Consider the following 14,397-nt stretch of genomic DNA (forward strand, 5'->3'; position numbering starts at 1 on the left):
GACCTTCATGGACCAACCGAGTCGTCTGCTGCTGCTGGTCGATGTGGCCGAGCTTGGCAGCTTTTCCGAGGCCGCCAAGCGCCGCGAATTGGATCGCTCGGTGGTGTCCAAGCATATCGCGCGCCTCGAGCAGGAGCTGGGGGTGCGCCTGCTCAATCGCTCGACGCGCTCGCTGTCACTGACCCAGGCGGGGCAGGCCATGGTGCAGCAGGGGCGTGAGCTGCGTGACTGGATGTACCACACCCAGGCGCTGGCCGAGAACCTGCAGCAGCTGCCGAGCGGACGGCTCAAGGTGAGCGCCCCGGGCATCCTCGGCCGCTGCCTGGGCTTCGAGGCCATGCGACGCTTTCGCCAGCACTATCCCGATGTGCAGGTGGACCTGCAGTTGGAAGAACGACGGGTCGACGTGATCGGTGAAGGCTATGACCTGGTGCTGCGGGTCGGCGACCTGAAGGATTCCAATCTGGTGGCCTCGCCACTGGCGCCCAATCATCTGTTGATCGGCGCCAGTCCCGCCTTTATCGAGCGCCATGGTGAGCCACGAGACCTCGCCACCCTGGCCCGGCTGCCGGCGTTGACCTTCAGCTCACAGCAGTTCCAGCTCGACTATCTGCCGTACCTCGATGACCAGGGGCGGGAGCAGAAGCTGCCGCTCAATAGCCAGGTGCGCACCAGCGAGGCTGAGGTGATCAAGCGTGGGGTAATGGAAGGCATGGGCATCGGGGTACTGCCGGCCTTCGCCATGTACAACGAAGTCAGTGACGGGCGCATCTTGCCGCTGATGACCGACCTGGCACTGCCGGAGTTCGGCGTCATCACGCTGCTCTATCCCCACCGCGAGATGCCGCTGCGTACCCGGCGCTTTATCGAGATTCTGCGCGAGATGGTCGGCTCGCCACCCCAGTGGGAGGCACGCATCCCCGGCTTTGCCGAAATGTACGGCAAGGGCACTGGTGGGATGGGCCTGGCGTCCTGAGTGTGGAAAGGGTGACGAGCCGGCTGTTAGTCGCACGTCGCTGCGCGGTGAGCCTAGCCAGCATCGAAGGCCGGCAATACCTCCTCGGCCAGGCGATGCAGGGTCTCTTCCACCGGCGCCTGGTTGCGGCGCAGGTTCAGGCCGATGTGATTGACGCCGGCGGCCTGCATGGCCTCGAGCTCGGCGATCAATCCCTGGCTGCCGACCCTCAGCCCGAAGCGGTGGCGGCGAGGCGGTTCGTCCGCGCGCTCGGCCAGGTCCAGGTGCAGGAAGCTGATGTAGGGCTTGTCGCCGGCCACCTCGCGCCACAGGCCGACCCGACGGCGGTGGTCCTCCGGCGTGCCGGGGTAGGCCAGCCAGGCATCCATGTGCTGACCGACCCAGTCCGGGCGCTGCTGGGCCAGACCGGCCACCAGCAGGGGCGGTGGCGTCGCCATCGGCAGCAGCGCCTGGCCCGCGTCCAGGCGCGCATCCTGATCGCCCCTCAGCACCGCGACGGCGTCGCGAAAGGCCTCGCCGCGCTGCTCGAAAGGTATGCCGAACAGCGGATACTCCACCGGACGGTCACCGCTGGCGACACCCAGCAGCAGCCGGTCACCGCTGAGCTGTTGCACGCTCGCGGCGGCCTTTCTGACCAGCCAGGGCATGCGCAGCGGCAGCACCGCAGCGGCGGTGCCCAACAGTGCATGCTGCGTGGACGCCGCCAGATAGCCCAGGTAGGTGAACATCTCGAACACCTGACCGGCGTCGCCAAAATGCGGGTCGTAGAGCGGTACATCGCGCAGCCACAGCGCACGAAAGCCGAGGCGATCGGCCAGCTGGACAGGGTTAAGGTGTTCGCTCAGATCGGGGACGCCGAAGGCGCGACCATCGCGCAGGCGGGCGGCTTCACCGGCGGGGCTCCAGTCATTGTCCAGCGCCAGCTCCAGACCCAGGGTCAAGGGGCCACTGGTCAGTCGTTGCAAGCTCATCTTGGCTCCTGCCTCGAGGGGAGGCGTATCAATTCGATAGAACGCTAGGCGCTGTCCGAAAAGTCGACGAGCGAAGGTTAGACAAGGCAAAAATCGGTGAGAAAGCGCAGTTTACGGGGTGTAAATGAGCATTTTGATCCGATTTTTAACGCCGTATTACCGAGCGCAGGCACTTTTCAGACAAGCCCTAATCGTTGTAATGGAGTGTGGCGCCGTCAGGGGCGGGGAAAAAGAGGCTCGCGGCGGAATCACTTTTTCGTTTGCGGCAACAATCGACACGAAACATCCGATGATGCTGGCGCAGGCACGGGGCAGGGCGACACCATTGAACTGACACGGTGAGTCCTGCTTCACTAGGACAGCGGTATCAGCGATAAAGATATCGCCGACTGGGGCCGGCTCAGGGAAGGGCAGCGGGCGATGCCACGGCGCAACGGGAGGAAAAAATGAAAGACGAGACAACCCAGCAGGTCATCTTGGCCGGAGAGCCGATCGACGAGCACCAGGGCCACTATTCCGACGAGCGCTTCTGGGCCAAGGTCGGGCGCTACGCCAAGGCCGCCGGCGAGGTCACCCTGTCCCGGGCACTGACGCTCTACTACGCCGCCCGGGACAAGGACACTCCTGTGTGGGCCAAGACCACCATCTACGGTGCGCTCGGCTACTTCATCTCACCGCTGGACGCCCTGCCGGATCTGACCCCGCTGGTCGGCTACACCGACGACATGGGCATGCTGGCGGTGGCGCTGATGACCGTGGCGGCCTACGTCAAGGATGAGCACAAGGACAGGGCCAGCGCTACCTTGACACGCTGGTTTTCCTGATCAGCCCTCGACCTCCACGACCACCTTGCCGACGGCCTTGCCCGAGGTGAGGTGGGCGTAGGCCTTGCCGACGTCGGCCAGGGCGAAGCGGTTGTCGTCCACCAGCGGCGTCAGTGCCCCCGAATCGATGATCTCGGCAAGCGTCGACAGGATGTTGCCGTGCACTTCCCGCCCGACGTTGTGGATCATCGGAATCAGCATGAAGATCACGTGCAGCGAGGCGCCCTTGAAGTGCGCCGGGGTCATGTCCAGTTCGGCCAGCGACATGGTCGTCGCCACCTGGCCGTTGAGCTTGACCGCATTGAAGGAGTTGATCAGGTTGGGGCCGCCCACGCTGTCGAAGATGACGTCGAAGCCGGCACCATCGGTGTGCTGGTTGACGTAGTCATCGACGCTCTGGGTCTTGAAGTCGATGGCGGTGGCACCGAAGCCTTCGATCAGTTCGCGCTGTTTGTCGCCGGAACCGGTGGCGTAGACCTCACACCCCAGATGGCGGGCAAGCTGCACCGCCACATGGCCGACGCCACCGGCGCCGCCATGCACCAGTACCTTATCGCCGGTTCCTGCGCCTGCGCGGGTCAGGCCCTCGTAGGCGGTGATGGCGACCAGCGGCAGGGCCGCGGCGTCACGCATCGACAGGGAACGCGGTTTGTGCGCGATCAGTCGGGCGTCGGCGAGCATGTACTCGGCCAGACTGCCCTGCAGGTCGGTGAGCCCGCCGGCGCAGCCGTAGACCTCATCGCCCGGGGCGAAGCCGGTCACGCCTTCGCCGACTTCCTCGATGGTGCCGGCAAAGTCCATGCCGAGCACGGCGGGCAGATCCGGTGCGATCGGCAGCTCCTCCTGGCCCAGCTGACGGATCATGGTGTCGATGGTGTTGACGCTGGTGGCGGCGATACGCACCACCACCTGACCGGCGCTGACCTGGGGGCGAGGCAGTGTGGCGGATTCGAACGGCGCGTCCTCGCCGTAGCGGTTGAGGACCATGGCGGACATCGATGAGGTGGACATTGTCGGTCTCCTGTAGGGGGTGTGGATCAATGCCTACAGGATTGCCGATGCCGCCTTGGAAAAAAACGCCATGACCCGGGAATCAGTTTCTGGAAATCGCTGACAGTGCGCGCCGGCTACTGCGTAGTACGGCGTAGTAGGGCGTAGTGCTGTCAGTGCCTGTCCCAGATCGGTGGAGTGCCGATCTTCTCCAGCAGGAAGTCGATGAAGACCCGGACCTTGGCCGTCAGCACGTTGGCTTTCGGGTAAACCAGCCAGATGGCGGAATGATCGTCGACCTCGTGGTCGGGCAGTATCCTGACCAGCGTCCCCTGTTCCAGGTCCTCGTGGATGCTCCACAGCGCATGCATGGTGATGCCGGTGCCCGCCACTGCGGCCACCCTCATGCTGGCGCCATCGTCGCAATAGACGCGGGGCTTGGCCCCGGCCGGGGGAAAGGTGTGAGGGGTGCGCATCCCGTTCTTTGATAACGCCCGCGGCGTGCCACCCTGAAAGGCCACCAGCCGATGGCTTTGCAGGTCCTGCGGCGTCCTCGGCACGCCGTGGCGCTTCAGGTAGTCGGGGGAGGCACACAGCACGCGCTTGTCGTCGGCCAGCTTGCGCGCCTTGAGGTTGCTGTCCTCGATCGGATAGTTGCGCAAGGCCAGGTCAAACCCACCCTCGATCAGGTTGGTCTGGGTATCCGACAGTCGCAACTCCAGGCTGACGCTGGGATAGCGTTCGAGAAATTCCGGCAGAATCGGTGCGACATAGAGCTGGGCGAAGGTGCTGGAGGCGGCGAATCGCAGGCGCCCGGTCGCCTCTTCGCTGTCCTTGCCGAGGGCGGCGAGCCCGGCGTCCTCCTGGGCCAGCATCTCCTTGGCGAAGGGAAGAAAGGCCGCGCCCTCCTGGGACAACGATACCTTGCGGGTAGAGCGGTGCAGCAGGTCGGCACCGACCTGATGTTCAAGCTTGGATAGTCGAGCGCTGGCGACCGCCGGTGCGATGCCGAGTTGGCGTCCCGCCGCGCTGATATTCAGCGTCTCGGTCGCCAGTACAAACAGGCGTAGTCCATCTGTGTCCATTCACTAGGCTCCCGGTGACGTTGATGGCCTCGGCACCAGCTTAAGGCAAGCGCCACGCTGCAGATAGCGCGGTTCGCTGCAGGGCCGAGGCAAGGGCTTGAAAGGACCGCGGCGCGGTGGTGCTCCGGCGATGCCTTAACCACACCTCGGCGATGCCTTACCCATGCCTCGGCGATGCCTTACCCATGCCTCGGCGATGCCTTGACCATGCGCAGCGCCCCCTGGCCGGGCCGGGCGGCAGCACCGAGCGGCCCCCGGGGCAGAGGCGCGGTATCGAGGCCGCACGAATCTTTCCGGGAGGCCGGGGGCACGGCGAACGCGAGGCGTCGGGAGGTCAGCGCGACGCGAAGTCGAAGCTGCCATCCGTGCGCACGTAGAACAGGCATTCGGCGTCCGAGGTGCAGGTCAAGAGCGGAGCCGAGTCGTCATTCGCGCTGAAATAGCTGCCAGAGGGAAGCGGTGACGAGCCCTGAATATCGGCCCCGCTCAATTCGGCGTCGCCCTGGATGACAACCGCGCGCAAGGTATCACCGTCCCCGCTGATGGTCCCCGAGGCTCCTGCCGGGATCTTCAGCAGGGAGCCGTTGGCTTCTCCGGGCGCGGTGCTTCCCCAGAGAAAGGCCACTTCGGCGCCCTTTTCCTGCGACTGGCCGGGTACCTCGAGCCAGTTGATGGCATCGGCATCTAGCCAGACCATATTGCCGGCTTCTAGGTTGACGGGTTTCTCACCATTGTCGAAGGCCTGGTCCGAGGGCTGGACCAGGTAGGGGCCCTTCAGAATTTCCAGAAAGATGGTGGCGCCTTCTTCGGCGATGGCGGAGGTAATGTGATCCTCGCCAGCCGGCTGTGTCCAGAACGACCCCGGACCCATCCACATGGTGGCGGCATCCGGGTCATCATTGTGCACGGCACCCTCGATGACGACCGCACGGTAGGTGATGTTGTGAATATGTGGGGGCGAGGCAAAGCCTTCCTTGAACTCGATGATGGCGCCACTGGGCACATCTTTGGTGATGTCGCCCCACAGCACGCTGGCCTGGGGACTGGCGTCGCCTCTGGCAGGGTTCAGCGGCTGTGGCGTCACCTCCGAGCGCAGCACCACCTCGGTGGCGGCGGTGGCTGGGCCGGCGATCGAGAGCGTTGCCATCGCGACGCTGGTGGCAAGCAGGGGGAAAGCAGACAAGCGCATGGGATCACTCCTGAGAAGACGCTGGTTGGACGGCGGGGGGGCCGGAGCTTCGGAATGCGAGGGTCGGCAACCGAAGCCTCGTTCAAGGCTCCGCAGGGAGTAGCATGGCTACCGGCCCAGCAGTGAGGCGATGAACGGTATCGGCTGGGGTTGGGGGGATAAACCGCCTATATTCGAAAAATAAATCCGGAGAATCCGAATAATGCTCGTTCACAACATGCGCCTCTTTCTGACCATCGTGGAAAAGGGCAGCCTGGTGGCGGCGGCCAGAGAGACGGGGCTTTCCAGTACCACCGTGTCCGAGCGCCTGGCGTCGCTGGAGCAGTACTTCGGCGTGGTGCTGATCAATCGCACGACCCGCTCCATCAGCCTCACCGAAGAAGGCCGTACTCTGGTCGAGGGCGCCAAGCAGGTGCTGGCAGAGCTTGAGGAGCTGGAATCCCGCATTCGTCATGGCGCCCAGACCCTGTCCGGGCCGATTCGCATCAGCGTGCCCATCGACCTGGGCCGCGGGGTGGTGTCCCAGGTGATGGCGCACTTTGCCCGCGAAAACCCGGACGTATCGCTCGAACTGTCGCTGTCGGACGGTTTCACCGATATCGTCGGTCAGGGCTTCGACCTGGCGCTTCGGTTCGGGCAAGTGCTGGACAGCAGCCTGCGCATTCGCCAACTCGGATCGTTTCGCCGGATCGTCTGTGCCGCCCCTACCTACCTGGAGCGCCATGGCGTTCCTGGCACTCCCACGGAACTCGCACAGCACAACTGCCTGGTGATGCGTTTTGGTGCGGCGCTGGACAACGTCTGGAGCTTTGGGCCTGAGGACGCACCGCAGCAGGTGACGGTAAAGGGCAATCGGATCGCCAACGACGGCTCACTGGTGCGCCAGTGGGCGGTGGAAGGTCATGGCATCTGCCTCAAGTCCGAGCTGGACGTCCAGGAGGACCTTGAACAGGGACGGCTGGTGCCACTGCTCGAGGACGTGGCGGCGCCGCCCAAGCCCTTGCAGCTGATGTTTCCCCCCGCTCGCGACCAACCCCGGCGGGTGAAGGCGTTCGCCGAAGCGCTCTGCCAGGAGCTGTCTGCCAGAGAGCAGGCCGCCACGGCCCACAGGGCTGGCAGAGAGAACCGGTAATGAGAGCTGGTAGAGAGCTGGTAAAGAGAGCTAGCAGAGGGAACTGGTACAGAGAGCTGGCACTGGCGGGCGTCTTGTCGGGGGAGAGAATGTGAGGGAAGTGCCTGAAAGGGCAAAAATTGGTCCCCATTATACGGATTTTGCGAATTCTGAAACCGGAAAGCGGCCATTCTGAAGCCATCTCGACTGGGCTAAGTTGGTCCGAGTGTCATCGAGCTGAATGGTAGCCACGGGAGGCCGGCGTGCAAGGCGCAGAATGGCTCGACCATCCGCAGTGCCAGGCCGGCGACGGATTCACGAATCTGTCCGAGGGGATTGTCATGCAGTACAGAAATTTCACCACCTTTAACGTATCGGTACGCCGAGGTGCCGCCTGGGTGACCTTCCTGGAGGCCCCGCTGGACCCGAGCGGTGCCATCTTTCTCGACGAGATGAGCAAGCTGCTGGATCATCTCGAGCGCGATGCCAGAATCGATGCCATCGTCTTTCAGTCTCGGTTCCCTGAAGTGTTCTCGCGCCTGGCGGGATACCAGATATTGAAGGGTGCCTCGTTCCCCCAGGTCGGCGATGACGACAGCAGAAAACGTGAGTTCAAGCGTCTTCTTGCGCGAATCGAAGACCTCCCGCAGACCACCATCGCCAAGGTGGAAGGCATGGCCCGGTATGGTGGCCACGAGCTCGTCATGGCGTGTGACGTGCGCATTGCCGCAAGAGGCCTTGCGAGATTCGTGCCGATGGAGGTGGGCTTGACGGGGCTGCTGGCCCGTGGCGAGTCTTACGGGCACGAGAATCGTGTGGGTCCGGTCGGTGGACTGAGTTCCTTGCTGGGTAGCCGAGACTACGGAGCCGATCAGGCGGAATATCTTGGCACCATTCACCGTGCCCTGGACCCGGAAGATGTCGCCGCCTATGTCGATGATCTGGTGAGACGGCTGACGGGCCAGACCGGCGTGACAGATGAACGCAGAGACATCGACCCTGCGTCGACACCCTTGCACGATAGCCCAAGGGAAGATGCACAGACGGATTACCCAGGCTTCGCCCTGGCCTAGGGCTTGTCTGAAAAGTGCCTGCGCTCGGTAATACGGCGTTAAAAATCGGATCAAAATGCTCATTTACACCCCGTAAACTGCGCTTTCTCACCGATTTTTGCCTTGTCTAACCTTCGCTCATCGACTTTTCGGACAGCGCCTAGTCGAGAGGAATGACGCGCGACCTGACGCACAGTGCAGCGCGCGACATGACAGACGGTATGACGAGCCCGGTGTGAACCTCCCGGGTCGGCAGGATCATGGCTTCCCGCGTGCGAGCGTGCCGACATCGACAGCACGATCCTTGATGTAACGTTCTGTTGTTTAATTGCTTTCTTTTGGATGTTTTTCCGTTTTGCCGGTCATTGGTGAGATAGGCTGGGGGCGCCGGTACCTCGGCGACTTTTCACCAAAAAAAGACGGGAAGGATCCATGTCACGACACCTCTTGCTTGCCTCTCTGCTGATCGCGGTATCCACCAGCGCCATGGCCAGCGACCTCAAGCCTGGACAATGGGAAATTATCCAAAGCATGTCGGGCGACCAGATGCCTGAGCAGATGACTCAGGAGACGACCGAGACGCAGTGCATGACCGCGGAAGAATCCAGTGACATGATCGCCACGTTGCGCGATGACTGGACATCGTCTGGTTGCGAAGACATCAAGATCAGACGCGATGGCGATACCATCGATGCCCAGGCAACCTGTCCCGCCGGCGCTCGCACGACCACCTTCGATGCCAGTATCACGATGCACAGTGACGAGCACTTCAATAGCATGATCGAGATGGACAACGGCCAGCAGGTCACCATCGAGCAGGAAGGTCACTGGGTCGGCGAGAACTGTGAAAGCTAAGCTAAGCCAAGCCAAGCCAAGCCAAGCCAAGTAAGCCAAGTAAGCCAAGTAAGACCAAGCCAAGTAGCCAAGCACGGCCCTCGAACCACTTGGCTTGCAGCATGGCTGATCAAGCAGAAGGCCCGCCATAGGCGGGCCTTCTGCTTTTCTCCATCAAGGCGATAGCGAGTGAGGGCGTTGCCACCTGGCCAGGTGCCCTCACACATTCTCGGGTGGGAGCGGTAGTTACTGCGCCTTCTCGATATCACCTGGCTTCCAGCTACCATCCAGCGCCGGTTCGGCGGGGGCATAGAGGCGCAGGATGGCGAAGAAGCCGCGCCCCGGGGCGGTGGCGAGCCAGTTGTCCTGCTGGCCCTCCGGGGCCTCGGGACCGAGATAAAGCTGGGTGCTGCCGTCATCCTCCTGGGCGGGTTCATCGAGCTTGCCGAGCGAGGGAAACGGTTGGCCATTGTCGAGGCCCGAGGCATTCTCCGCCTCGTACAACGTCACCGACCAGAACAGTTCCGCCGGGATATCGGGGGGCAGTGTCAGGGTGTAGTGCTGGTCGCCGACCAGTGGCTCGCCGTCCGCATCCTCGAAGGCGATCATGTAGAAGGCGCCCTTGCCGGGGGTCATCGACACCATGCCGGGGCTGATCGAGAAGTAGTCGGTGAAGAACCAGGCGCGAGCGTCCAGTTCACGGTATCCCGCCTCGTTCGACATCCAGTCGAGCCCGACCGGCACGTCGGGCCAGCGGGCCGAGACGTTGTTGACCGGATTCAGCCATTGGCGGTCCTCGTACACGCGGAAGTCCTCGCCGTTCAGACCGTGCTGGAAGCCGATGACGCGGCTGGTCTTGTAGCCGGTCCGGGCGGCGGCTTCCAGTGTCTTTCGGGTCGACTCATCCGGGGCGAAGTCCCGATCGGAGGCGATACCGATACCCTCGAGCATGCCCAGCCAGTCGGGGCCGGCAAGGGCTTCTCCTTCGGTATCGACCAGATACTTGAGCTGGTCGAATGCCGTGGCATCGGAGCGCGGCAGCATGTTGTAGGAGCCGCCCGCGGCGTCCGGGAATTCCATCGGCCTGGCGCTATCCTTCTCGCCGAGGGGATAGATCAGCGACTGTTTCAACAGGTCCGTCGCCGGCGCGATGTTGTCGAGGGACTGATAGAACGAGCGCAGGAAGAAGAAGACGTTATTGGTGCCCGAGCGATAGACGTAGTGATCCTCGGGAACGTCGCCCTCCCAGCCCGGCGGCACGATCAGGAAGTTGCCGCCCTCGCCACCGTCTGGCCCCGGCAGGCCCAGATCACCGAAGTATTCGCCGCCGTCGACGGGAATCGGGCGTTGCCAGGCATCCAGCAGGATACCCTGCAGCTTCGGTGGCGCCTCGAAGACCAGCGGGCCGCTCTCGCCCAGGTCTGCGAATACCATGCCGTAGATCAGGTCCGAGTTGGGCGTCGTGATCAGCGTCCTGGCGTCCAGGCGCTCGGTCCAGATGGGCATGACGTTGTAGCCGGTGCCGAAGGCCTCCGCCGCGCCGTCGCGCATTCCCATGGTGTTCAATAGTGGCAGCGCCCACAGATAGGTCTGTGTCGCTCGCTGGAAGGTCAGCTCCTCCATCAACTGTTGGGCGGTCTGCTCGGTGGGACGGTTCTGTTCAAAGGGCAGGTTGGCAAGTTCCGTCGCGCGCTCGGACTGGGCCAATGCGACCGGTGTCAGGGCCAGTGGCAGGGTCAGGGCAAGACCGGCACAGAGAAGGGGTCTGGACAGGCATTTCATGATCGGCTCCCGCGGCGTGAAAAGGGGCGACCCGCCGGCAAGGGCGGCGGGTCGAACAGGGGATTACTCGACGAGTTCAAAGTCCGGGAGTGAGAAGGACTTGTCGAAGAAGGCCTGGCCTGGTGCGTAGAGGCGGAAGTACACGAACCAGCCATCATCCTCGACCGTCTTCATGTGATTGCTTTCCAGGCCGTCCGGGGCATCTGGACCGATGTAGAGATCGATGGAGCCGTCTTCGTTGTACTGGAGCTGTTCCATGCGGCTGTCGAGGCTGACATCGGAGATCTCCGTTCCTCCGTTGTCATAGGGGCGGCGAGTGTCTTCGCTGTAGAGCGTCAGCGACCAGAACTGCTCCACCGGAACCTCCGCCGGGACATGCAGCACGTAGTTGCGATCGGCGCGCAGCATGTCGCCGTTGGCGTCACGCTTGGTGGTCATGTAGACCTGTCCCGCGCCGGGCGTCGGGTTGACCATTCCCTCGCTGGAGCCGACCGCCTCGTAGAACCAGGTCGCACGTTCGTCGATCTGCTGCAGCGTATCGGTGGCCTGGGCGACGACGAAGTCGAAGCTCTTGTACCAGGAGGTGCCCTCCCACCAGACATCCGCATAGCGCGGATTCACCTGCAGGTTGCGGGTCATCAGCTCACCCAGGGCCGCGCCCTGCAGCAGGATCTCTCGCTGGCGCTCGTCCGGTGCAAAGGCCTCGCCCTTGATGATGCCGAGCGGCGCGAGCATCGCCATCCACGCCTTGTCGATCTCGCGCACCGGCTCTTCGTCGATGATCGAGGCGAGCTTTTCCCAGTAGGCGAGGCCCCGTGGGGCGGTGGCGCTCCACTCGACGTCCTTGCCCTTGACGAAGGTGCTGGGCGAGGTGTCACCCACCGGCCCCATCTGGTATTGGGACACATAGGTGTCGTAGTAGGCCGGGTCGGGATCGAGGATACGGATGCCCACCAGCACGTTGTTCGTCTCGCTCTGGAAGACGTGGGCATCTTCCTCGCTGTAGTCGTCGGGATCGTCACCGGGGCCGACCACGATGTAGGTGGCGCCTTCGCCCTTGTCGGGGCCGGTCAGGCCGAGGTCGAATACCGGGCGCATCCACATGTCGAGCACCCCGCCGGCGGTCTGGCCGGGTGGGTAGTCGATCTGCACCGGTCCATCGGAAAGATCGGTGAAGTTGAAGATGTAGGGGGTCGTCAGGTTGGCGGTGACGATGCCGCGTTTTTCCTTGAGCGTCTCGAGGACGGCAAAGGCACCGGGTTCATCGGTACCGAAGGCTTCGCCCTGGTTGTCCCGCCAGGTCGTCGTGCTGACCAGCGGCGTCGACCAGATATAGGCCTGGGCGGCCCGTTGTACGTCCATGGTATCGAACAGTCGCTGCGACGCCTGTTCATCGAAGTAGCTGTCCTGCAGTTCGATCTCGCCGGCGGGCGTCTCGATCACCTCGTCGCCCTTGAGGGTTGCCTGATCGAGTGGAACGGCCGCCTGCGCAAGCCCCGAAGCGCAGAGCAGCGCCCCGGCGACGGTGGCCGTGGTCATGTGACGAAGCATCTTCCCGAACTCCCTTTCTGTTATCGATGGTGGTCTGAGCCGGGCGGAGTTCGCCTCCATCGCGCTAATCCGCGCCGTCGTGCTATCGATCCGGTCGTGCCTGGTTGCGTCCGAGTCTCGTGTGGGGGCCCTGCGCATCGACAGGACGCAACAAAGCCCGCCCGGCGCGGCGCCTGATTCGCCACCGCTCGAGAATCGTCTTCAAAATATTTCTGATTTAGAAAGCTGGCACAGAGCCCGAGATCCCGCCACTAAGCCGCCTTCGGGCTGATGGTGATTCTGCATACTTTCTATGTGACAGGATCCAGGCCTGCCTGGTGTCATTTCGAGTCGTAGCTGTCAGGGAGCAGACGAGGCATGGCTGGGGTAAACACCAGGGATCGCTGGCAGGAAGAGAGCCGTGGCCTGTTTGCGTCCGGGGGCACGCCGGATATGGTGTTGGCAGACATGCCCAGGTCCGATGTTTCAGACGGATGATCCCAGGGGGAAGGTGGCTACTTGGCGGCGGGCATGAAATGAAGATGGGGATGGCTGTTGTCATGGTGAGCGGCCGCCAGGCGACCGCTCACACCCGATGGGGTCAGGCAAATTTCCGGGAGAAGGTGACGAGGGTGGACTTGAGGTCCCTGTCGTCCACCGCTTCACCGATCGAGCGGAACTTCCAGCTCTCACCATGGCGGTAGACGCTGGCCATGATCATGCTGATCTTGCCCGAAAAGCTGGCGTCATTGGCGACATCGAAGGTGCCAAAGATCGAACCACTGCCGTCATGGATACGAATGTTGGCATAAGGGATGTCGGCGAAATCCTGCTTTCGAAATGAGTTCAGGACAAGGCCGAGTCTGGTGATGTTGGCAGGGATCCGATTGAGGTCGATGGAGATGACCTCGTTGTCGCGGCCGTCGTCACCGCCGATATCGCCGGTCAGGTCGTCACCGCTATGGTGGATGGCTCCACACCTGGATTTCAGCTGACCGAAATAGACGATATCGACGACCTCGCCTGACTCATCGAAAAGCCCTACCGAGGCGTCGAGGTCAACGTCTACATTCCTTGTTTTTTCGCCGCCAAAAAAGCCTTTGGTTGTCTTTTTGATGGCGCCCCAGTTTACACCGATTTCGATACGGGAAAGGGAGGTCCCGTTCTTTTCAAGACTGATGCGCTGCCCCTTGGAGAGATTGATGCTCATAAGAAATTTTCCTGGTGATGTCTGTTTAGGCTCTTGCGAAACGATATCGGCCGGTTGAAATAGGCCGAGACAAGGACGAGAGGTGATGACGTCGCACCTTTAGCCGAAGAGCCCGAAGAGGCCTTTCTTTTGTAGCTTTGACTGGTCGACGTTGGCGAACGTCTTGGTGATGTTTCGCTGGCGGTTGTACGAGGGGCCCTTTGACGCCTGCTTTCCCTTGAAGACCGCTGGGCCGTTGACATCGACATCGACTGAGCTTCCATGCCAGGAGATCCAGGCGGTTTCTTCTTCACCTGGTCGTGAGGTCTTTCCAGATGGAGCGAGGATTACCTCGGACTCCGTGACGATGGCGTAGCCGATGACGTAGGTGTAGATGTTGGGGTTGGCTGTGCTTATATCCTTGGAGAAGTCGTAGGAGCAGACGACGACATCCGTGCCGCAGCTCATTTTCATTTGAGGCTTCAGCGATGCGACCGAGACGGCGCCGTTGCCAAGCGCCGAATAGACGCTGAACACCATGGCCACTGGCCCACCGGCCCTCTTGGCGATGTCCTTGGCTACCGTGATGACTTCCTCTCCCGGCATTTCCTGGCTGGCATTCTGAACATCGCCGTGGTGATGGGCATAAGGCGCCTGGTCGAGCGCGCAGCGGTACTCGGCATCGACCAGATACATCTGCCCGTCTGGAAAGAGAATCGAACAGCGAAGGTCCAGATCATCGTTGTCACTTGAGGCATCGCCGTTGTCTACCCACTGGGCCTTGACGACCAGGTCGGTGGTGCCCTTGGAGAGATCGATCGTGGCAGTTTCGTCGACTTTGTTGAGGTTGATCATCGTCAGCTT

The 14,397-nt window shown here is 62.5% G+C and carries 13 protein-coding genes; 5 read left to right on the forward strand and 8 right to left on the reverse strand.

Annotated features, from left to right (window positions below):
- The first annotated feature begins 7 nt into the window (after positions 1-7).
- Complete coding sequence (locus tag NFG58_RS04660) at positions 8-976, forward strand: LysR family transcriptional regulator (protein ID WP_348827644.1); 969 nt, start codon at positions 8-10, stop codon at positions 974-976.
- A gap of 53 nt (positions 977-1,029) precedes the next feature.
- Here NFG58_RS04660 and NFG58_RS04665 read toward each other — a convergent pair whose 3' ends face one another.
- On the reverse strand, positions 1,030-1,947 hold the full coding sequence (locus tag NFG58_RS04665; RefSeq protein ID WP_222515559.1) for a TIGR03571 family LLM class oxidoreductase: 918 nt from the start codon (positions 1,945-1,947) through the stop codon (positions 1,030-1,032).
- A gap of 446 nt (positions 1,948-2,393) precedes the next feature.
- Here NFG58_RS04665 and NFG58_RS04670 point away from each other — a divergent pair, with 446 nt between their 5' ends.
- Complete coding sequence (locus NFG58_RS04670) at positions 2,394-2,771, forward strand: YkvA family protein (RefSeq protein WP_348827645.1); 378 nt, start codon at positions 2,394-2,396, stop codon at positions 2,769-2,771.
- Here the strand turns inward: NFG58_RS04670 and NFG58_RS04675 are convergent, their stop codons facing one another.
- The 3 genes from NFG58_RS04675 to NFG58_RS04685 all read right to left on the reverse strand — a co-directional run bounded on the left by NFG58_RS04675 (position 2,772) and on the right by NFG58_RS04685 (position 6,035).
- Positions 2,772-3,782 (reverse strand): zinc-dependent alcohol dehydrogenase family protein, encoded by a 1,011-nt coding sequence (locus NFG58_RS04675; protein WP_348827646.1) that lies wholly within the window; start codon positions 3,780-3,782, stop codon positions 2,772-2,774.
- A gap of 152 nt (positions 3,783-3,934) precedes the next feature.
- Positions 3,935-4,846 carry a LysR family transcriptional regulator gene (locus tag NFG58_RS04680; RefSeq protein ID WP_348827647.1) on the reverse strand — a complete coding sequence of 304 codons (912 nt, stop codon included), beginning with the start codon at positions 4,844-4,846 and terminating at the stop codon, positions 3,935-3,937.
- A 334-nt stretch (positions 4,847-5,180) separates the two neighbouring features.
- Positions 5,181-6,035: a DUF4437 domain-containing protein gene (locus NFG58_RS04685; RefSeq protein WP_348827648.1), complete on the reverse strand. Its 855-nt coding sequence runs from the start codon at positions 6,033-6,035 to the stop codon at positions 5,181-5,183.
- Positions 6,036-6,237: 202 nt separating this feature from the next.
- On the opposite strand from NFG58_RS04685, the gene NFG58_RS04690 reads away from it, so the two are divergent.
- The 3 genes from NFG58_RS04690 (at position 6,238) to NFG58_RS04700 (ending at position 9,053) form a co-directional block, all read left to right on the forward strand.
- The gene (locus tag NFG58_RS04690; RefSeq protein ID WP_348827649.1) at positions 6,238-7,167 is read left to right on the forward strand and encodes a LysR family transcriptional regulator; all 930 of its coding nucleotides are present in this window, start codon (positions 6,238-6,240) and stop codon (positions 7,165-7,167) included.
- A gap of 320 nt (positions 7,168-7,487) precedes the next feature.
- Positions 7,488-8,219, forward strand: coding sequence for an enoyl-CoA hydratase/isomerase family protein (locus tag NFG58_RS04695; RefSeq protein WP_348827650.1), 732 nt, complete (start codon positions 7,488-7,490; stop codon positions 8,217-8,219).
- 411 nt (positions 8,220-8,630) lie between these two features.
- Complete coding sequence (locus NFG58_RS04700; RefSeq protein ID WP_213227648.1) at positions 8,631-9,053, forward strand: DUF3617 family protein; 423 nt, start codon at positions 8,631-8,633, stop codon at positions 9,051-9,053.
- A 225-nt stretch (positions 9,054-9,278) separates the two neighbouring features.
- On the opposite strand, the gene NFG58_RS04705 is transcribed toward NFG58_RS04700, so the two are convergent.
- From NFG58_RS04705 to NFG58_RS04720, 4 genes are all read right to left on the reverse strand, one after another.
- Entirely contained in the window at positions 9,279-10,814 is a 1,536-nt protein-coding gene (locus tag NFG58_RS04705; protein ID WP_348827651.1) for a DUF1254 domain-containing protein, read from the reverse strand.
- A 63-nt stretch (positions 10,815-10,877) separates the two neighbouring features.
- A complete protein-coding gene (locus tag NFG58_RS04710; protein ID WP_213227652.1) occupies positions 10,878-12,365 on the reverse strand; it encodes a DUF1254 domain-containing protein in 1,488 nt (495 codons plus the stop codon).
- 580 nt (positions 12,366-12,945) lie between these two features.
- Entirely contained in the window at positions 12,946-13,554 is a 609-nt protein-coding gene (locus NFG58_RS04715) for a TerD family protein (protein WP_348827652.1), read from the reverse strand.
- 99 nt (positions 13,555-13,653) lie between these two features.
- Positions 13,654-14,388, reverse strand: a complete 735-nt coding sequence (locus tag NFG58_RS04720; RefSeq protein WP_348827653.1) for a hypothetical protein — start codon at positions 14,386-14,388, stop codon at positions 13,654-13,656.
- Positions 14,389-14,397: the final 9 nt, after the last annotated feature.

The organism is Halomonas sp. RT37, assembly GCF_040070525.1.
Taxonomy (GTDB): Bacteria; Pseudomonadota; Gammaproteobacteria; order Pseudomonadales; family Halomonadaceae; genus Halomonas; species Halomonas litopenaei.